Annotated in this window: 19 protein-coding genes; 8 read left to right on the top strand and 11 right to left on the bottom strand. The window is 38.5% G+C overall.

All coding sequences use genetic code 11. The annotated features are described in order from the left end of the window. Nucleotide 1: 1 nt before the first annotated feature. Nucleotides 2–1,246: a radical SAM protein gene (locus tag ACE1ET_RS01105; RefSeq protein WP_375726510.1), complete on the bottom strand. Its 1,245-nt coding sequence runs from the start codon at nt 1,244–1,246 to the stop codon at nt 2–4. Nucleotides 1,247–1,812: 566 nt separating this feature from the next. Between ACE1ET_RS01105 and ACE1ET_RS01100 the strand changes: the two genes are divergently transcribed. Beyond that, a complete protein-coding gene (locus tag ACE1ET_RS01100) occupies nt 1,813–2,277 on the top strand; it encodes a hypothetical protein (protein WP_375726509.1) in 465 nt (154 codons plus the stop codon). Between the two features lie 328 nt (nt 2,278–2,605). On the opposite strand, the gene ACE1ET_RS01095 is transcribed toward ACE1ET_RS01100, so the two are convergent. Further along, on the bottom strand, nt 2,606–3,205 hold the full coding sequence (locus tag ACE1ET_RS01095) for a short chain dehydrogenase (RefSeq protein WP_375726508.1): 600 nt from the start codon (nt 3,203–3,205) through the stop codon (nt 2,606–2,608). A 293-nt stretch (nt 3,206–3,498) separates the two neighbouring features. On the opposite strand from ACE1ET_RS01095, the gene ACE1ET_RS01090 reads away from it, so the two are divergent. Together ACE1ET_RS01090 and ACE1ET_RS01085 are read left to right on the top strand one after the other, a co-directional pair. Next, nucleotides 3,499–3,963: a hypothetical protein gene (locus ACE1ET_RS01090; RefSeq protein WP_375726507.1), complete on the top strand. Its 465-nt coding sequence runs from the start codon at nt 3,499–3,501 to the stop codon at nt 3,961–3,963. A 276-nt stretch (nt 3,964–4,239) separates the two neighbouring features. Further along, nucleotides 4,240–4,704: a hypothetical protein gene (locus tag ACE1ET_RS01085; RefSeq protein ID WP_375726506.1), complete on the top strand. Its 465-nt coding sequence runs from the start codon at nt 4,240–4,242 to the stop codon at nt 4,702–4,704. A gap of 86 nt (nt 4,705–4,790) precedes the next feature. On the opposite strand, the gene ACE1ET_RS01080 is transcribed toward ACE1ET_RS01085, so the two are convergent. From ACE1ET_RS01080 to ACE1ET_RS01055, 6 genes are all read right to left on the bottom strand, one after another. After that, entirely contained in the window at nt 4,791–5,720 is a 930-nt protein-coding gene (locus ACE1ET_RS01080) for a 3-oxoacyl-ACP synthase III family protein (RefSeq protein WP_375726505.1), read from the bottom strand. 8 nt (nt 5,721–5,728) lie between these two features. Continuing rightward, nucleotides 5,729–6,307, bottom strand: a complete 579-nt coding sequence (locus tag ACE1ET_RS01075; RefSeq protein ID WP_375726504.1) for a TetR/AcrR family transcriptional regulator — start codon at nt 6,305–6,307, stop codon at nt 5,729–5,731. A gap of 89 nt (nt 6,308–6,396) precedes the next feature. After that, the gene (locus tag ACE1ET_RS01070) at nt 6,397–7,026 is read right to left on the bottom strand and encodes a phosphopantothenoylcysteine decarboxylase domain-containing protein (RefSeq protein ID WP_375726952.1); all 630 of its coding nucleotides are present in this window, start codon (nt 7,024–7,026) and stop codon (nt 6,397–6,399) included. A 14-nt stretch (nt 7,027–7,040) separates the two neighbouring features. Next, a complete protein-coding gene (locus ACE1ET_RS01065) occupies nt 7,041–7,598 on the bottom strand; it encodes a flavoprotein (RefSeq protein WP_375726503.1) in 558 nt (185 codons plus the stop codon). A gap of 11 nt (nt 7,599–7,609) precedes the next feature. Next, nucleotides 7,610–7,942, bottom strand: coding sequence for a DNA-directed RNA polymerase subunit omega (locus ACE1ET_RS01060; protein ID WP_375726502.1), 333 nt, complete (start codon nt 7,940–7,942; stop codon nt 7,610–7,612). Nucleotides 7,943–7,952: 10 nt separating this feature from the next. Continuing rightward, nucleotides 7,953–8,765 (bottom strand): outer membrane protein assembly factor BamD, encoded by an 813-nt coding sequence (locus ACE1ET_RS01055; RefSeq protein WP_375726501.1) that lies wholly within the window; start codon nt 8,763–8,765, stop codon nt 7,953–7,955. Nucleotides 8,766–9,087: 322 nt separating this feature from the next. On the opposite strand from ACE1ET_RS01055, the gene ACE1ET_RS01050 reads away from it, so the two are divergent. Together ACE1ET_RS01050 and ACE1ET_RS01045 are read left to right on the top strand one after the other, a co-directional pair. After that, on the top strand, nt 9,088–10,332 hold the full coding sequence (locus ACE1ET_RS01050) for an aminotransferase class I/II-fold pyridoxal phosphate-dependent enzyme (protein ID WP_375726500.1): 1,245 nt from the start codon (nt 9,088–9,090) through the stop codon (nt 10,330–10,332). A 516-nt stretch (nt 10,333–10,848) separates the two neighbouring features. Then, a complete protein-coding gene (locus ACE1ET_RS01045) occupies nt 10,849–12,600 on the top strand; it encodes a phospho-sugar mutase (protein ID WP_375726499.1) in 1,752 nt (583 codons plus the stop codon). A gap of 94 nt (nt 12,601–12,694) precedes the next feature. Here ACE1ET_RS01045 and ACE1ET_RS01040 read toward each other — a convergent pair whose 3' ends face one another. The 3 genes from ACE1ET_RS01040 to ACE1ET_RS01030 all read right to left on the bottom strand — a co-directional run bounded on the left by ACE1ET_RS01040 (nt 12,695) and on the right by ACE1ET_RS01030 (nt 15,131). After that, nucleotides 12,695–13,450 carry a PRC-barrel domain-containing protein gene (locus tag ACE1ET_RS01040; RefSeq protein WP_375726498.1) on the bottom strand — a complete coding sequence of 252 codons (756 nt, stop codon included), beginning with the start codon at nt 13,448–13,450 and terminating at the stop codon, nt 12,695–12,697. A gap of 260 nt (nt 13,451–13,710) precedes the next feature. Next, the gene (locus ACE1ET_RS01035; protein WP_375726497.1) at nt 13,711–14,304 is read right to left on the bottom strand and encodes a DUF1287 domain-containing protein; all 594 of its coding nucleotides are present in this window, start codon (nt 14,302–14,304) and stop codon (nt 13,711–13,713) included. Further along, a complete protein-coding gene (locus ACE1ET_RS01030) occupies nt 14,301–15,131 on the bottom strand; it encodes a hypothetical protein (RefSeq protein ID WP_375726496.1) in 831 nt (276 codons plus the stop codon). Before ACE1ET_RS01030 ends, ACE1ET_RS01035 begins: the two co-directional genes overlap by 4 nt. A 267-nt stretch (nt 15,132–15,398) precedes the next feature. Between ACE1ET_RS01030 and carA the strand changes: the two genes are divergently transcribed. The 3 genes from carA to ACE1ET_RS01015 all read left to right on the top strand — a co-directional run bounded on the left by carA (nt 15,399) and on the right by ACE1ET_RS01015 (nt 19,499). Beyond that, nucleotides 15,399–16,490 carry a glutamine-hydrolyzing carbamoyl-phosphate synthase small subunit gene (gene carA / locus ACE1ET_RS01025; protein WP_375726495.1) on the top strand — a complete coding sequence of 364 codons (1,092 nt, stop codon included), beginning with the start codon at nt 15,399–15,401 and terminating at the stop codon, nt 16,488–16,490. 108 nt (nt 16,491–16,598) lie between these two features. Continuing rightward, complete coding sequence (rlmD, locus tag ACE1ET_RS01020) at nt 16,599–18,011, top strand: 23S rRNA (uracil(1939)-C(5))-methyltransferase RlmD (protein WP_375726494.1); 1,413 nt, start codon at nt 16,599–16,601, stop codon at nt 18,009–18,011. Between the two features lie 30 nt (nt 18,012–18,041). After that, a complete protein-coding gene (locus ACE1ET_RS01015; RefSeq protein ID WP_375726493.1) occupies nt 18,042–19,499 on the top strand; it encodes an aminoacyl-histidine dipeptidase in 1,458 nt (485 codons plus the stop codon). Nucleotides 19,500–19,578 lie beyond the last annotated feature (79 nt).

Raw genomic sequence — 19,578 nt, 5'->3', positions numbered from 1 at the left:
GTTAGTAATCTCTTAAATTCGTTTCAATATATTCATTCTGCCAGATTTTAAACAATACGGGGTCATCGGGAATTTGGTCCGGCTCCTCTGTTGTTAGTTTTACGATATCCGGCTGTTGATGTTCCATAAATTTCACAGCTTGCGTTACCGGTGACCGATACACATGATATGTTTTACCGGCAAGTTTTAATGTCGTATGATCCGAAGCAGACATATCGCTTTTATCTTTAACAAAATAGCTACTGTACTGAACAGCATCAGCACTAATCAGACGTATATTTCCTTTTTCAGTGAGCATATCACCGGTGACACCCATCGCAGTATTTACACGCGTTCTGAAACCGGCTTTCTGAAACCGGTTTTTAAAATAAAACGAGCAGTAATTGATCCCAATATCAATCTGATTATCTCTGGCATAATCAATAATTTCGAGTGCCGCCAGCTCCGATTCCAGTACAACAGGCTTTTCTGCCGGAATGTAAGTGTAATTCCGTTTAAGCAATTTAGCAGCATTGTGATCCGTCAACCGCAACTGATGCAGATTCAGATGTTTGACACCGACCTTCACCAAATCAGGTAAAAGCTCTATTATGAGATTCTTTTCTTCCGGAACTGAAGGAATCTCAATGGTTACCGTTGGTATAATTCCGCTAGCTTTCTTCACATTTTCAAGTGAATAGCGGGTTGCACCTATATCGAACCGTATTTCGTTCAATCCTGCCTCAGCCAGCAACCGGAACTTTTCTTCGCTGGCAAGAATTCCGTTTGTATAAAGCCAGATATAAATATCCGGATCACACATGGAACGTACCGCTTTAAGATATTCCAGCGTCCGTTCAAAATACAACAAAGGTTCGCCTCCGCTGAAACTTACGCCTTTAAAACCGAAATAATTGACGTATTCCGCATAGGCTTCCGGCGTTTCAAATGTTAATCCCTGCGATGTTGGTAGTTCATCGGTCTGCTGAGGTGCCGGACAATAAAAACAGCCGGCATTACATTTTCCGGTTATGAACAGACAGCTCCACATACCTTTACCACACAACGAGCAACCATTGGAAATGCCATTGTGAAATATTTTGGTTCCCTTGAACAAACGGCCCGGATTTTTGCTCAAAAGCTCATCCCGCTTAATCTGGAACACATCGGCTTCATACGGATTTATCCAACGGATATCCTGGTATTTTGAAAAGGCATCTTTTTGTTCAGATACCAGATCATTCAAATAATGAATGAATGCTTTCATTCATAATAAAAATAAAATTGAACGTTTTTGATTATTGCACCCGGAAAGCTATTGGTCAGGAATCAAAATTCAGAGAATACACAGAGACAAATAAGGCATATATCTCTGTTTATAAATCCTTTAACAAGGTGGTATGTCGTTATATTCCTATCCATTTTATGCGTGTAAAAGTATAAAAAGAATTGAATGATTATCATGCGAAGACGTTTTTTCACAAACATATTTTTGATACATATAACATGCTGATTTAATGAGCATTAAGAAATAAAAATTTACAATTGAATTTGTATCAAATCCCGGTTCCTTATACATTGCTGTTCAACCTGTAATTATGCCTGTTTAGGAGCCTTTCCACAATCACCGACGAAATTCGGCATTTCATTTTGGCGATAAACGGCTGCCAAATGGTCGGTAAATGGCGACATCATCTCCGGAAATGATAAAAGCAGCCATATACCGATTTAAAGCCCGGATTCACAGATAAACTGTTCATAGATTTTGTAAACCGCAATACTTTTGGATCAGAATTAAAAACAAAAACATTTAAACAATAAAAAAATAGCATCATGAAAACAATCAACAAATTTTTCGGATTAGCAGTGTTAGCAATTTCAATGTTCTCATTTACAGCCAGTGCTTCTGCCCTTGTTGGCGAAACAAACTCGGACCTCGGTAAATACTGGTTAAAAGAAGCCGTTAACGTTATTGAAGTATCAGGTGAAGCTTTAGAAACTTATGTGATTCATTACGATCACCTGGCTTACCCGGTTTATGTTGGCGTATTGGAAAGTAAAAAAGGAAACACCTATATTGTAAGAACTGATGGGTTTGAAATTGCTTATGTAAACAAAAAAGGTAAGTTTGGTGTAGAATACATGCCTAAAAAACTGGCCACACTGGATGAAGAAGTTGTAATGTCAAAAATTGACCGCGAACATTTTCTGAATCAACGTGTCATTACACCGAATAACCCAAATGACGACAAAGCACTGAAACTGATTGCAGCTTATCTGCCCCAGGTCATGAAATAAGTCTCATAGATATTTTGATTAATAATTATTTACGTAGAAGTTGAGGGGTGTCCGTTTTGGGCACCTCTTTTTTTATAAGACACATGAATCAGGAATCATTGTTGTCCGGCTAAAAATCAATATTACTTAAAGATTCTCCGCTTCATTTTACTACGCTCAGAATGACAATCCTCCAGCCCAACTGCCAACAAATACCTGTCATTCCGGGTGAAGCGAGGAATCTCTGAAGCTTAAACCGGACAACAGTAATTAAGAGTTAAGTATCAAGACTCTCAAAATAAGGTTTAAGACAATTTTTAAATCTTAACTTAATACATAAATTTTCTTTTTAGTATCTTCGGATAATCTGCCCCCTGTCTTTTCCTTCCACACTTCTTGCATAAGCCTGAACAACAACATTCATAGGCACAGGAATATGGCCGGGAAACGCATCTTTTAAGCGTTCATATGCATCTTCAACCAACCCCACAGAAACCGCATTGATACGAATCTCATTCTCTATTTCAAGATCGACAGCTTTTACAAAACTTTGAATACCTCCGTTTGCCATAGCAGCTGCCGTTGTATTTACAACAGGATCATCCCCTAAAATTCCGGTAGTCAGTGTTATCGATCCTTTAGGATTCAGATAATATTTTCCTATCCTTACCAGGTTAATCTGCCCCATCAACTTACTTTTGATGCCAACATAATAATCTTCTTCGGTAAGATCGGCAAAAGCTCCCCACTTGGTAGCACCGGCAATATTCACAATGGCATCGAGCTTCCCTGTTTCATCCAGTGCTTTTTTAATAGAATCGTTACTGGTAATATCAATATGAATATTTCCTCCGGATCTTCCGGCTATTATAACTTCATGCTTTTGCTTAAAATACTCCGAGACTTTGCGACCTATTGTCCCTTCTCCTCCGATTATCAGAATTCTCATAATTCAACTTTTATATGTATCAACGTTTACAGGTGATAACAAGAAAACTTAAAGGCTTGTTGTATGAACCGGAAGAAATTTCCGCCTTTACGTTTTCAGTCATCTGAAAAAGTTACAAAAAAACCTGAATTTTCGGTAAATGGGGAGGTGAATACACCGGTTTCGGCCCAAAACGTTAATTTTCTTCACACACCGACCAGTGGCTGATACTCACAGATTTTCGCTTCATAAACGACATATCCCGCCATACCTTTGAATCAGAAAAATTATTAATCACCATAAAAATTGAAGTCATGAAAACGACAGGTAAACTTTTCGGATTATTAGTGTTAGTGTTCACAATGTTTGCATTTACCACAAATGCAGAGACGATTGTAAACGATTCAAACTCGGAACTCGGCAAGTACTATTTGAAAAAAGCCGCGCATGCTATGGAAGTTAATGATCAGGAAGTCCCAACTTATGTAATCCACTACGACAATCTTTCCAAACCCGTTTATATAGGTGTATATTCTGTACCAAACTGCAAAATTTTTCTGGTAAGAACAGATGATTTTGAGGTGGCATACGCTTGTAGAGACGGAATCTTTGGAATCAATTATATGCCGGAAAGCCTGGCCACTCTCCCTGTTGAGAAATCAAAAGCAAGCATTGACAGAGTTAATTATTTAAGACAAAGAGTGATAACTCAGAAAAAATGCACAGAAAAGACTCAGCTGAATTTAATCGCACAATACCTTCCTGATATTATGCAATAAGGAGAGTTACACTAACAAGCTAAAGAAGGAAAAGGGGATCAGTTTTGATCCCCTTTTTGTTCCAATATACCGGCGATTACTGTAATTCAAAAAAGTTACACCGCATTACAGGTTATCGGTAAATGGTTTGGTAATGAGGCTGAATACAGAAAAAACCCACAAAAACTGTATACACCGACAAACTGCTGTAAATCACAGAATATAGCTTCCATCCTGACGAAATCCGCCTTAATTTTGAACCAGAATTTTGAGCGATAACCAAAAAAAATAAGTGTCATGAAAACAAAGGTTAAATTATTAGGATTGATGGTGATAAGTATCACTTTGTTCTCGTTCTCTACAAAGTTCCCAACCATTGTGAAAGATTCCCATACCGATCTGGGCAGATACTGGTTGAAAAGAGCAGTAAATCTTATTGAGGTAGAAGGTGAAAGTCTTCCAACCTATGTGGTTCATTACGATAATTTAGACAAGCCTGTTTATATCGGCGTTTTGGAAGAAAAAAGGTGCAAAACCTATATTGTACGAACGGATGGATTTGAAGTTGCATATACCTGCAAAAATGGTGTATTAGGAATAAAATACCTCCCAAAACGATTGGCAACCTACACACAACAATACAGTATAGAACATGTAAACAGGGAAAACTATCTGAAGCAAAAAGTAATTACCAGCAAGCCATGTTCGGAAAAAGAACAACTTTGTCTGATTGCCACATTTTTACCCGAAGTCATGAGTTAAACGAAAAACATAGTAGTAAAAAGGGGATCTTTTGGTCCCCTTTTTTGTTCTGCACCTGCGCAGATTACGATTATTAGCAAACAAATTCAGAATTCAATTAACATAGCACCGTACGAATAACCACCGCCAAAGACTGTGATACCAACCAGATCGCCTTTTTTGAATTCCTGCCAGTTTTCCGAAAGACAAATTCCCGTGCTGGCACATCCCGTATTACCCAGTCTGTCGATATTTCTGAATATGCGGTTGTAATCAAATTTCATACGTTGCGACAGGTTTTGAATAATTCTGTCATTGGCCTGATGCGGAATAATATAATCCAGATCTTTTTTGTCCAGATTTCTGTTATCCAGAACCTTCATCAAGCCTGTTTCCATATATTCACAGGCATGAATAAACACGTCTCTACCATTGGGCATCTCCAATCCTTCTCCGGCAGGCCTCAGAAATACTGCATCCGGACCCTGACCGACATCCCCCAAACCTTCGGTAAAAATATTCAGTATTTCAGGTGAACCGGGAACTTCACTACTGTTTAACAAAATTGCTGTTGCCCCATCTCCCCATAAATGTCCGCTTTTCTCATCTGTTTGATTGCTGTATAACCAATTGTGTTCCGATGCAATCACCAAAGCCTTTGATGCTTTCCCCATGGCAAAATAGCCTTCTACAATCTCAACCGCATTAATAAGCGAAGAACAGGCCGAAGAAATAACGACCGCTTTAGCTCCCTTAAGCGCAAACTCTTTCTGAACAACATGTGCAATTGTAGCAACAGTATCATAAGGACTGTAAGAAGCGCCAACAATAAGATCAACACCATCCAGGTATTTTTCAAGACTACGAACAGCTTCTACTGCCATTGTATTTGAATTCTCATGCTCTGCCGCCCTGGACCGGGTCTTAATACCGGTTCTTTGAAATATCCATTCGTCATCCAAACCATTCACATCTTTAAAATAAGAGTTAGGAACGCGTTCCTCAGGGATATAATGTGAAATCTTCTCAATAAACATAACCTTTCCTACTTGTGTATTCCTTTTAATAAAGTTTTATAATATACATCCAACGTTTCCCAACTCCATTCACCAAAAGCATCTTTAATAAAAGGCACTTCCAGGGCTTTTAACGACCGCTGCAAAACAAACGCAAGCCTGTCAGGATCTTTGAGTTCAAAATCTTCAGTTTCAATACCTTCCTTGAGGATATTTCCGATTAACTCAGTTTCTTTAATATCCAGGTTTTTTCTCAGGTTTTCAATACGGTCAATATTGTTCAGAAAATCTTTCCGTAACGATTCATTTTTCATAGATAAATGTTCCACAGCTTTCATGCGGGCGATAAAGATTTCGTTTAATTTAATATACGGTGCATGCTGGGTCCTGGTAACCGCTTTCAGCTTTACAAGAATAGAGTTGATTTCAACATTTACGACTTCAGAATATAACTCTTCTTTTGATCCAAAATAGCTGTAGATGGTACGTCTGCCAATTTTTGAAGCTTTGGCAATATCTTCCATCGTTGTCTTGTAAACACTCAGATTTGCAAATACAATACGGGCAACAGATACAATTTTATCGCGTGTAGTCTTTAGTGATTTCATTACACAATTGCACAAAAAGTGTGTCAATGTGCAAATATATACCTAAGAATAGTTATACCCAAACAAAACAATAATTTTAACGGGAGATATTATTCAGCAATAAATGTAGTCAGGTAATCAATAATATCGGAAGCTACCTGTTGTTTGGTTTTAAGGTCGTACAAAGTTCGTCTGCCCTTCTTGTCAAAAATGGTAATTTTATTGGTATCATGCATAAAACCTGTGTTGGCGTCATTCAAACTGTTCAACACAATTAAATCCAGATTTTTACGCTGTAACTTTCCAAGGGCATTTGTTTCCTCATCGTTGGTTTCAAGGGCAAAACCAACCATAAACTGATTATTCCGCTTAACCTCACCCAGAGAACGGGCAATATCTTTGGTGGGCTTAAGTTTTAATACCAGGTCTTCCTTTCCTCTTTTTACTTTGCTGTTCTGAACCGTTTCCGGCGTAAAATCTGCAACAGCCGCACTCAAAATCGCTACATCTGCATCCTTAAAAGCATTCATGGCAGCTTCATACATTTCCTGAGCCGAAGTAACATTTATGCGTTTAATTTCAGAAGATGGTGTTTCAAGCTGAACCGGACCGGATATAAGCGTAACTTCCGCACCACGGAATGCACATTCCCTGGCAATGGCATATCCCATTTTGCCGGAAGAATAATTTCCAATAAAGCGTACCGGATCAATTTTTTCGAAGGTTGGTCCTGCGGTAATCAGAACCTTTTTATTCAGGCTTTTTTTTTTGAAAAGTGATCTATCACATGCTTCACGATCACTTCCGGTTCCTGCATCCGCCCCTTTCCTTCAAGACCACTTGCAAGTGCACCGCTGTCAGGGTCGAGAATCTCAACACCTCTGTTCTGAAGGATTTTGATATTTTCCTGCGTGGATGCATGCGCAAACATATCCAGATCCATGGCAGGTACCACCATTACGGGACATTTTACCGACATGTATGCTGTTAATAACAGATTGTCGCAAATACCATGCGCCATTTTACCAAGTGTATTGGCAGATGCCGGCGCTACAATCATCAAATCGGCCCATAATCCCATATCTACATGAGAATGCCAGGTACCATCGGCATTGGCAAAAAATTCGCTTTGAACCGGTTTCCCGGATAAAGCTGAAAGGGTAACGGGAGTAATGAACTCCTTGCCGGCAGGTGTCATTAAAACCTGTACTTCTGCCCCTTCTTTGATAAGGCCACGAAGAAGATAAGCCGCTTTATAAGCGGCTATACTTCCTGTGACTCCTAATAATATTTTTTTGCCCTGTAATCTCATCGCAGGGCGAATTAAGCTTCGTTGCTTTCTTTTGCCGGATTACGATAATAGACATTGTCTTCAATGTATTCCTCTGTAGCGATCAGAGCAGGTTTTGGAAGACGTTCATAGAATTTTGAAATTTCAATTTGCTCACGGTTTTCAAATACCTCTTCCAGGTTATCCGTGTAGGAAGCAAACTCCTGTAACTTTCTGTTTAACTCTTCTTTCATTTCCGCACTGATCTGATTCGCACGTTTTGCAATAATCATCACAGTTTCATAAATGTTACCGGTATCGCTACTCAATTCCATTGTGTCTCTAGTAACGGTAGACAAAGGTGCTTTTGATTTTTTATAATCCATATTTGAACTGTTAATTAAAACGCTTTAATACTTTTTGTGAATCTTCAAACATTTTCTCAGCCTCTTTCAAATGGCTGCTTTCAGGAAAATCATTGGAGAACGAATAATACTCATCCACTGTACTGCGGTAGCGTTCTTCCAGTTTTGATTCCACACTATTTAAGGCCTGCATATATTTTGCTTTCAAAATGAGAAAAGATAGATCTTCTCTGTATTTGGTATCAGGATATTCCTTTAATACATTTTCTGCAGTTATAACGGCCGATTTATAATTATTTCCCAGGTAATTGCCCAGATCAAAATATAATTTAGCATTCAGGTAGTCCTTTTGAACAAGCTTTTCCCTCAACTCATCAATATAATTCAATGCTTTTCCGGCATTTTCGCTTTTAGGATACAAATTTACATATAATTCAAAAGCATCAATTGCCTGCTTGGTGGGAGCCTGATCCAAACGGGGTTTCGGTGAATCAAGGTACAGACAATAAGCCGCCATATAATATGCTTCCTGCACATACGGTCCGTTAGGGAACGTTTTAGCCAATGTACCAAAATAATGACCAGCCATCAGGTTGTCCCCCTGCCCATAATAAGCATTTGCCATAAGATACAACGCTTCTTCCGATTTATCCGATCCCCGGATCACCGGATACACCTCACTAAAAAGAGTTACAGCCTTGTTGTAATCTTCGGCCAGATAATACTCTTTCGCCTTGTTATATTTATAACCGGCATCTGTACTTTTTAATACTTTGTTGTATTCTCCGCACCCTGCAAATAACAGGGTCAAAGCAATCAGTATGTATAATGTTCTGTTTCTCATTTTCAAAAGCCCTGCAAAATTATGTTATTCCCACTAATAAAAAAAGTATAACCCGCTATTTTAATGAATTTTTGCTCAACGGATCAACATAATTATTCTTTAACCAATACGTACGAAACATTAAAATGTTATCAAGCTTTTATTATTTTTTCATTTTTTTGTCTGAACCGGACAACTGCCCCCATTCAATATTCAGAAGCAAATGTGACAGATAAAATCAAGGCTACATGGTTATTTAGACTGACTATGAAAAATATATATGTCATTTGGACAGATATTAAAAAACACTACATTTGCATTGCAATTTTAAAACCATAAGAACGTGGATTTATTTGATAAGATACTAGCTGATCAGGGCGATTTAGGTAAATACCGTCAACAGGCCCATGGATATTTTATGTTCCCAAAACTGGAAGGTGAAATCAATCCCCGCATGAAATTCAGGGGCAAAGAAGTTCTCACCTGGAGTTTAAATAACTACCTTGGTTTAGCCAATCATCCAGAGGTAAGAAAAACAGATGCTGAAGCAGCTGCCAAATGGGGACTTGGCTATCCGATGGGTGCACGAATGATGAGCGGACATACCAGTCTGCACGAAAAACTGGAAGCTCAGTTGGCTGATTTTGTAGGTAAAGAAGACAGTTATCTGCTTAACTTTGGCTATCAGGGAATGGTATCCATTATTGATTCAGTGGTGAACCGAAATGACGTAATTGTTTATGATTCAGAATCACATGCCTGTATTCTTGATGGAATGCGCTTACATATGGGAAAACGTTTCGTTTTTCAGCATAATGACATTGAAAATCTGGAACGTCAGCTCACCCGGGCAGTGAAACTTGCAGAAACTCAAAAAGGTGGTGTTCTGGTTATTACTGAAGGTGTTTTTGGAATGGCAGGCGACCTGGGTAGACTGGATGATATTACCGCTTTAAAAGATAAATTCAAATTCAGGTTGCTGGTCGATGACGCACATGGATTCGGAACCATGGGTAAAACAGGTGCAGGAACGGGAGAACACTTTGGTGTTCAGGATAAAATCGATCTGTACTTCTCAACCTTTGCCAAATCGATGGCTTCCATAGGTGCATTTATTGCAGGCGATGAAGTAATCATCAACTATTTACGGTATAATATGCGCTCACAGATTTTTGCCAAATCTTTACCAATGCCACTTGTTGAAGGTGCATTAAAACGTTTGGAAATTCTAAAGAATAATCCTGAACTGAAATCTAATCTATGGAAAGTAGTTAACAAACTACAAAGTGGATTAAAAGCTGAAGGATTTAACCTTGGCCACACACAATCACCCGTAACACCGGTTTATCTTTCAGGTAGTGTTCCTGAAGCAACCAACCTGGTTATGGATTTACGTGAAAACTATAATGTATTTTGTTCTATCGTAGTGTATCCTGTAATTCCAAAAGGACAGTTAATGCTACGTATTATTCCAACTGCAAGTCATACTATAGAAGATGTGGAATATACCATTAAAGCTTTCTCCGAAGTAAGGGCTAATCTTGAAGCCGGAAAATACGATGTGGAAAGCATTCCTGAATGGCAATAAAAACACCATATATCACAATTTAAAAGCCGGTTAAAACCGGCTTTTTTTATCTCCCAGCGCCATTTTACTTCTAAAAATAATACACTTTCAATAAATCAAACAACATATTAATTATCAATAATTTATAATTACGAATAATATTGTAATATATTTATTTTTAAATCATTCGCACACGATATTTACAACGTATCTTAGGGCTGAATACCTGTGTTTTTTATCTTACCGGTTTGTTGCTGATTCATGGTCACAAATCGTTTAAAGATCCCAACAAAAGTTAATAAAACAGCATAAAACATAAACCTATCGTAAAAAAACTAAAAATTCAGCTGGTTTTATATGCATCATGGTACGGACCAGTATAATATTTATATATTTATTTTACAATATTTTATATAATTATAATTTTGATATTTTACAGAAATATACCTGTCAAAATATACTTATTCCTATTATTAAATACTATTACTTTCTTAAACGCAGATTTTGACCTATATTTGCTTATCAAAATTGAGTAAAATGGATAATAAAGACGTATTAAAATCTGTAATTAAGAAAGCCCAGCTATGGCTTGACGGAAATTATGACGAGCAAACAAAAGCAGAGATCAAACGTATGATGGATGCAGAAGATAAGTCAGAACTTATTGATGCATTTTATAAGGACCTTGAATTTGGCACCGGAGGATTACGCGGTATCATGGGAGCCGGATCTAACCGAATGAATATTTACACGGTAGGTGCAGCCACACAAGGTCTGTCAAACTACCTGATCAAGCAGTTTCCTGATGTAAATCCGATAAAAGTGGTTATTGGGCACGACTGTAGAAATAACAGCCGACTGTTTGCCGAGACTTCCGCCAATATATTTTCTGCCAATGGCATTAAAGTATATCTCTTTGAAGACCTGCGCCCTACGCCGGAAATGTCTTTCACAATTCGCGAGTTAGGCTGTCAGAGCGGAATTATCTTAACAGCGTCGCACAATCCTAAGGAATATAACGGGTACAAGGCATATTGGGACGATGGAGCCCAGATGATTGCACCTCACGATAAAAATGTAATTGACGAAGTGAATGCCATCACAGATGTCAAAGACATTAAATTTGAGGGTAAACCGGAACTGATAGAAATTATCGGAGAAGAAATCGACGATATGTATCTCGACAGGGTTGCCACACTTGTTCTTGACCCGGAGGCTATTGAACGTCAAAAAGATTTAAAAATCGTTTATACTCCTATACACGGAACCGGAGTAAAAATTATTCCGGCTGCCTTACGCAGATTTGGTTTTACCAACATCATTAATGTTCCTGAACAGGATGTGGTCAGCGGAGATTTCCCAACGGTAAAATCACCAAACCCGGAAGAACCTGCTGCACTTGAAATGGCTGTGAATAAAGCGGCTGAAATGGATGCCGATTTGGTTATGGCATCAGACCCGGATTCTGACCGTATTGGAATTGCAATTAAAAACGATAAAGGTGAATTTATTCTGGTTAACGGAAACCAGACCGCATTGCTTCTCACCTACTACATCATTACACAATGGAAGGCAAAAGGTAAGCTCAAAGGAAATGAGTTTTTTGTTAAAACCATCGTTACATCAGAAACACTAAAAGAAGTCGCAGTTAAAAACGGAGTTGAATATTTTGATTGTTATACCGGATTTAAATGGATTGCTTCGTTGATCCGTGAGTTTGAAGGTCAGAAACAATACATTTGCGGTGGTGAAGAAAGTTACGGTTTCCTTCCTGAAGATTTCGTGCGTGACAAAGATGCCGTTTCATCCTGTTCTGTAATGGCAGAAGTTGCAGCATGGGCAAAGGATAACGGCAAATCCTTATATGAACTGCTTCAGGATATATATCTGACATATGGTTTCTCTAAAGAAAAACTGATATCGGTAGTGCGTAAAGGAAAAGCGGGAGCGGATGAAATAAAACAGATGATGGAAGATTTCAGACACAACACACCCAAAACATTAGGTGGATCACCTGTAAAAATACTGAAGGATTATAAGTCTCTTGAAGCGAAAGATCTTATTACAGGTGATATTACAAAACTGGATTTCCCTGAAGCGTCTAACGTATTGCAGTTCCTGACTGATGACGGATCAAAAATTTCAGTTCGCCCTTCGGGGACAGAACCAAAAATCAAGTTTTATTTTGAAGTAAAAGGGGAATTAAAATCCAGGGCCGATTTTGATGCTGCCAATGCAAAAGCAGACGAAAAAATTGCACAGATTATAAAAGAGCTTAAATTAAACTAATTAACTTATTCTTTCATTTAAAAAGCCCGGCAATGCCGGGCTTTTTAAATGTAGAAACGTTCAAACCAGTACCCATTTCAATTTTTATGGTCGATTAAACTTTAATTTTTCGTCCATAAAAATCGTATAACACTTTTTCATATTCTTCATTCACAGCCATCGAAGGATCAAATTCAGGAGCTGCTTCGATATCATCTCTGGTCATCTTTATGGTCGCCTTTCTACCAACATAACTTATTTCAGAAATCACTTCAATAGGCAGCATGACCTTTTTACTCCAGGGTAATAAATCCTTCGTATCAATCACAACGTAAAAAACATGCCAGTTTTCATCTTCAATAATCAAATCTTCAATATGCCCAAACCTGTCGTCTGTGGACTCAATCGTATATCCTCTGACCTCATTAAAACTTCTAAGACTTGTATCAATATCGTTTTCATCCACCACTTTTTCAGGATAACGTGACGGAACCGGTCTGTTAGGATCAAGCATAGAAGCAATGCCCGAATATCCTGCATATTGCTGAGCCCAGTAAGGTTGCATGGCATAGTGGTTAAACAACATTTGCTCATATCTTCTCGAAACAGGACTATCAAAATCAATCCCCGGAGATTTTTCTATAACCTCCATATCAAGATTAACCGGAAAATGCTCACTCATCCATTCAGGTTCACCAAGATTCACTCTTGGAATCAGTACTTTTCGGTTTTTAAAGATATTCCCCAGCTTTACCTCCAGGTAACGAATGGTCCATCGTTCCTCATCGAATAAAAAGTCTTTAACACTTCCTTTATCTCCGTCCTTGGCTTTAACTGAAAAGCCTACTAATCTGTTTAAACTTCTTTTCATGGCTTTTTTTAATGTAAACGTTGCAAATAATATTCCATAGAAATATCACTACACATATAAATCACAACAATCTAAATATCAACATATTGAAAAGAAATTTTTATTTCAGACTGTATTGAAGATGTAAGTTTTTGTAGAAGAAATATGAAAACTGTGTAAAATCTCTACACGAATTACGGATATCCGGGACTATTCGAAGTTTTAAATGCGTCTTGAGAATATTTCCTAAACGAATTAAAAAAATTGTAACCGGCAAAGCTTTAATCAGCAACTTTCCTGTATCGGTAATGTCCGATTATTTTGTATTTAAACAAGCAATCTGCCAACTCCTGCCCCTGGCCAATATTATGAACAACCATCAGGTTCGATTTGTCATGATTCAATCTGTTTACAACAATTCCTATATGTGTAACATTGCCACCCAGATTCCAGCACACGATATCTCCGGCGTTATAATCTGATCCAATATCTGTAAGCGGTAATTCCTCACCGAAGCGGCTAAAAAATACCATTAGATTAGGTACTCTGCGGTGATCAATATTTTTGTCGGTGCGTGAAAGTCCCCAGATTTTAGGATACAACCCGAAATTATCTTTCATATCTTCATGAACCTCTTTCTGAAGATCAGTGCCTACTTTCCGGTACGCGCGAATAATAACATCTGTACAAACACCTCTGTCAGAAGGGACATCTCCGTTTGGATAAGGTATGGAAAAGTATGATGGATCATACAACACATCATCTTTTGTAAGTTGTAAAGTGGAATCAGCCAGAGAAGTGTAAAAGGCTGAATCCTGAGCTGATATAATCAAGCAGAATCCTGTAAATACTGAAAATAAAAAGAACTTTCTCATTCTTTGTTCATTATCCTTGATCCAATCTTCTTCCAGTCTTTGGTTTTAATGATAGCGAGTTTTTCGTTTTTAAGGTCAAAAACGGATACATACTTCCGGCTAAGCACATAATGTAAATCCCACTCCACCTGATCTTTATAGAGTAACAATGTACATATGTCCGTCGGATCAATTGCCTCAGAAATAAAATGCTTGTGCAAGGTTGCATTTTGGGTGGTATCCATCCCGGCTTTTGTGCTTAGTTTTACCAATGACTTGTGTATGCGTTCCACGCCACGGTATTTATTATTTTTATCAAAACGTAGCTGGTAGTCATTTCCAAGAATTATTACATCACCCACTTTTGAGCCGGACATAACATATACACAACGTTCATGGTTATTTATTACTGGCAGCAATGTAAACGACACTCCGTCGTAATAGGTATAATAACCATCCTTATTAACTTTAATCTTTTCAATGGCTTTTTCACGCATGGTTATCAGGTCGTCTTCCAATTCAGAAGGAACCAGTTGTCTTGTTTCCGGAATCCCTGCTATTTTATCCGGTTGTGATGCTGCAAAATGGTAGCGGGCTAAAATCCGGGTGGAATCGAAATGATAATAAATAATGGTATTGATCTCATTTCCATTGATGTATGACAGATAGCCATTTGCTTTCTCTGAAAGGACAGGAAATTGTTGCAAGAAGTGTGTTGTTGCCACAACAGATGCTTCCTGGAGAGTATAAAGCATCTTTCCTTCCTTAAGAATTTTATCTGCATCCGGTTTTTTGGCCGCCACTGCTACAGAAAAGAATAATATTACCAGTAAAGCGCTGTATTTCATTTTATAATTTTTGGTTCAGCAAGATACAATATCCTAATCAGGATACATGAAAAAATAATACACATATTTTTTAAAAAGTAATTCACTAACTGATGAACGATAAAAACAATTTTCTGTTACATAAATACGTAATAATTGAGCAGTGCAATCGTATTATTTCGTTTGGATGGAATCAATCCTTTTTTTACTTTTGCACGCGGTTTCGGGGTGACTGACAAACCCCAACATTCATTTCGGGGAAGCCCGTAAATAAAAAAAACAGATAAAATGCAGGAGTTTAAGCCTATCAAACTTGTACTGGAAGACGGAACCGTATTCAAAGGAAAATCATTTGGTTATCATCAATCTGTCGCCGGAGAAGTTGTTTTTAACACCGCCATGACCGGTTACCCCGAGAGTTTAACAGATCCATCTTACAAAGGCCAGTTACTGGTTGCCACCTATCCACTCATAGGAAATTATGGTGTTCCCAGTGATGAAAAAGAAAATGGAATTCCCCAATACTATGAATCGGATCAGATTCATGTGAGTGCTTTTATTATTTCAGAATATTCCACTGAACACAGTCACTGGAATGCGGATAAAAGTCTGGGAGACTGGCTGAAGGAACATAAAGTTCCGGGTATGTTTGGTATTGACACCAGGGCACTGACCAAGATTATACGTGAAAAGGGTGTGATGCTGGGGAAAATCATAGCCGATGATGAAGATGTTGATTTTTACGATCCTAACCAGGATAACCTGGTGGATATGGTGAGCTGCAAAGAAAAAATAGTTTACGGAAATGGTCAGCATAAAATAGTTTTGGTTGATACCGGAGCTAAATATAACATCTTCCGCTGTCTGCTTAGAAGGGATACCACATTAATCAGAGTACCGTGGGATTATGATTTCACACAGGAAGATTATGATGGCATCATGCTTTCGAACGGTCCTGGTGACCCTGAAGTATGTGAAGCTACGGTACAAAATATCCGTAAAGCGTTGGATGATGACAAACCAATCTTCGGTATTTGCTTAGGCAATCAGTTGATGGGGCTGGCTGCAGGCGGAGGAACGCACAAACTTAAATATGGTCACCGCAGCCATAATCAGCCGGTTAGGGAACTCGGAACAAACCGCTGCTACATCACATCACAAAACCACGGATATGTGCTGGATACAGAATCGCTTAAAAAAGACTGGGAACCTTCTTTTGTAAACGTAAACGACGATACAAACGAAGGCATCAAACACAAAAGCAAACCATTCTTTTCCACTCAGTTCCACCCCGAAGCATCAAGTGGTCCTACAGATACAGAATTTTTATTCGATGTATTTATTGACAAGATCGTAGATTACAAAAACAATAAAAAGTAATCTTCTTACAATACCATCATTCGCTAAGAGAATGATCTGAAAGGGGTTTTATCATAAAACTCCTTTTTTAGTCTGGTTACAAACCAAAAATATTAACAACACTCCGGAATGGGAAGAAAAAAGAATCATCCTTTGCTTGAGAACATCGAAATTACAGATGTTGGAACCGAAGGAAAAGCCCTGGCAAGGGTTGACAACATGGTAGTATTTACCAAAAACGTTGTTCCCGGCGACGTGGTTGACATACAGGTCAACAAAAAACGAAAAAAATACATGGAAGGTTTTGTCACGGCTATCCACAAAAAGTCAGCGGTCAGGGCTGAACCCAGATGTGAGCATTTTGGCGTTTGTGGCGGTTGTAAATGGCAAAACCTGCCTTACGAAGAACAACTTCGTTATAAAACCAGACATGTTAAAGATTCCCTTATCAGGATAGGGCATCTGGATATTCCTGAAGTAAAGCCAATCATGGGATCAGAAGATATCTACTATTACCGGAACAAAATGGAATATACCTTTTGCAATAACCGTTGGGTAACTGCCGAGGAACTTCAGGAAGGTCATGAAATCGAAGACTGGCGAGCTGCAGGTTTTTATGTTCCGGGACGATTTGACAAAGTTCTTGATCTTCATACCTGCCATTTGCAGGCTGAACCAAGCAATGCAATCCGGAATGGGCTAAAGAAATTTGCCGTAAAAAAAGGGTATTCATTTTTTGATCTGAAAGAACAAACCGGTTTTTTAAGAACGTTATGGGTCCGGACATCCTCAACCGGAGAGATCATGATTATAGTAGTATTCAATGAGAACCGGAAAAATGAAATTGCAGAAGTCATGGAATACCTGAAAAACACTTTCCCTGAAATTACTTCGCTAACGTACTGCATTAACAGCAAAGGAAATCCTGTAATCAGTGATCTGGATATTAAAACATATTCTGGGAAGGATCATATCATGGAAACCATGGAAAACCTTCAATTTAAGATCAGTCCAAAATCCTTTTATCAGACCAACAGTAAACAGGCTTATACGTTATACAGTGTTACACGTGAATATGCAGAACTTACCGGAAACGAAACAGTTTACGATCTCTATACCGGAACAGGAACCATCGCCAATTTTGTAGCAGCTAACGCCAAAAAGGTCATTGGAGTTGAATATGTAGAAGATGCTATTATCGATGCAAAACAAAATTCAGAACTGAACGGAATAACTAACACCTCCTTTTTCGCAGGCGATATGAAAGACATCCTGAATGATGAATTCATAGCCAGTCACGGCCAGCCTGATGTAATTATTACGGACCCTCCCCGTGCCGGCATGCATCCCGATGTGGTTCAGACCATTATGAATTCAAAGCCGAAACGTATTGTGTATGTGAGTTGTAATCCAACCACGCAGGCGCGTGATCTGGAAATGATATCAGATATGTATAACGTAATAAAAGTACAACCGGTCGACATGTTCCCTCACACAGCCCATGTAGAGAATGTCGTTCAGCTTGAACTAATTAACCCTTAAAGGGTTTTAACATGTGATAAACACACTGCAATGAAAATAACAGATTTAAACCCCACAGTTATCTGGCACTATTTCAATGAAATCTGCCAAATTCCAAGGCCTTCAAAAAAGGAAGAAAAAATTATTGCTTATCTCGTTGAATTTGGTAAATCACATGGTTTAAACACACGCACGGACAAAGCCGGGAATGTGCTTATAAGTAAGCCTGCCACAGCAGGTTTCGAAAACCTGAAAACTGTTATTTTACAGTCGCATGTAGATATGGTATGCGAAAAAAACAGCGATACAGTTCACGATTTCGATAAAGATCCGATTCAGCCTTTTATTGATGGAGATTGGGTCAAAGCAAAAGGAACAACACTTGGCGCAGATGATGGCATTGGTGTTGCGGCGCAGCTTGCAATTTTAGCAGCTGATGATTTAGTACACGGACCTATTGAATGCTTGTTCACAACTGACGAGGAAACAGGTTTATCAGGCGCATTTGCCCTGGAAAAAGATTTTATGACCGGAGAGATTCTGCTGAACCTTGACAGTGAAGACGAAGGAGAATTATACATGGGATGTGCCGGTGGAATTGATACGCTGGCACTGATGGAATTTCTGAAAGAAGAAGTTCCTCAAAACATGCAACCGTATACAGTGACAGTTAAAGGTTTAAAAGGCGGGCATTCAGGCGATGACATCAATAAGGAATTGGCAAATGCGAATAAAATTCTGAACCGATTCCTTTGGGAATGCAACAAAGAATTTGGTATTAAACTATCCTCTTTTAACGGTGGGAACCTCCGCAATGCGATTGCCAGAGAAGCGCAGGCAGTTATTCTGGTTCATAAAGATAAAACTGAACTGATGCAGAAGAAATTACCGGTTTACATTAGCGAAATTAAATCGGTATTTGAAGCAACAGAACCGGATTTTAAAATGGAAATCCTTGAAACCGGCAAACCTGAGTATATTCTTGACAGGGATGCACAGAACAAACTTATGAATGTCATTTATGCATGTCCTCACGGCGTGTTGGGCATGAGCAAGACGATTCCAGGATTAGTTGAAACTTCCACCAATCTTGCTTCTGTTAAGATGAAGGACGATACCCACATTGAAATTGTTACCAGTCAGAGAAGCTCAGTTGAGGCAGCCAGAAAGGGAGCATCACAAATGTTGAGAAGTGTATTCAGCCTTGCCGGAGCAACCGTAAAACATTCCGATGGTTATCCGGGTTGGAAACCGAATCTTAATTCGCCGATTTTAAATATTTCCGAAGAAACCTATATTAATACATTCAACACCAAACCGGACGTTAAAGCAATTCACGCCGGGCTGGAATGCGGGCTGTTCCTTGAAAAATATCCCTATCTGGATATGGTATCATTCGGACCTACCATAAAAGGCGCTCACTCTCCCGATGAACGCATTCATATTGAAAGTGTTAATAAATTCTGGTTGTATCTTACTGAAATACTTAAAAAGATCCCTAAATCCTGATTTTTTTTACTATTCTGTATTTTTTCACTCTAATAGTGAGGAATTTTTCTCTTTTTAGGTTTCATAAATAATTCATTTA

Origin of the sequence: Quyinboa mangrovi (assembly GCF_042219825.1) — a bacterium.
Lineage (GTDB): Bacteria > Bacteroidota > Bacteroidia > Bacteroidales > UBA5342 > JBHJHP01.
Note: the sequence above shows the minus strand (reverse complement) of the source record. Positions and strands in the feature narration are given on the sequence as shown.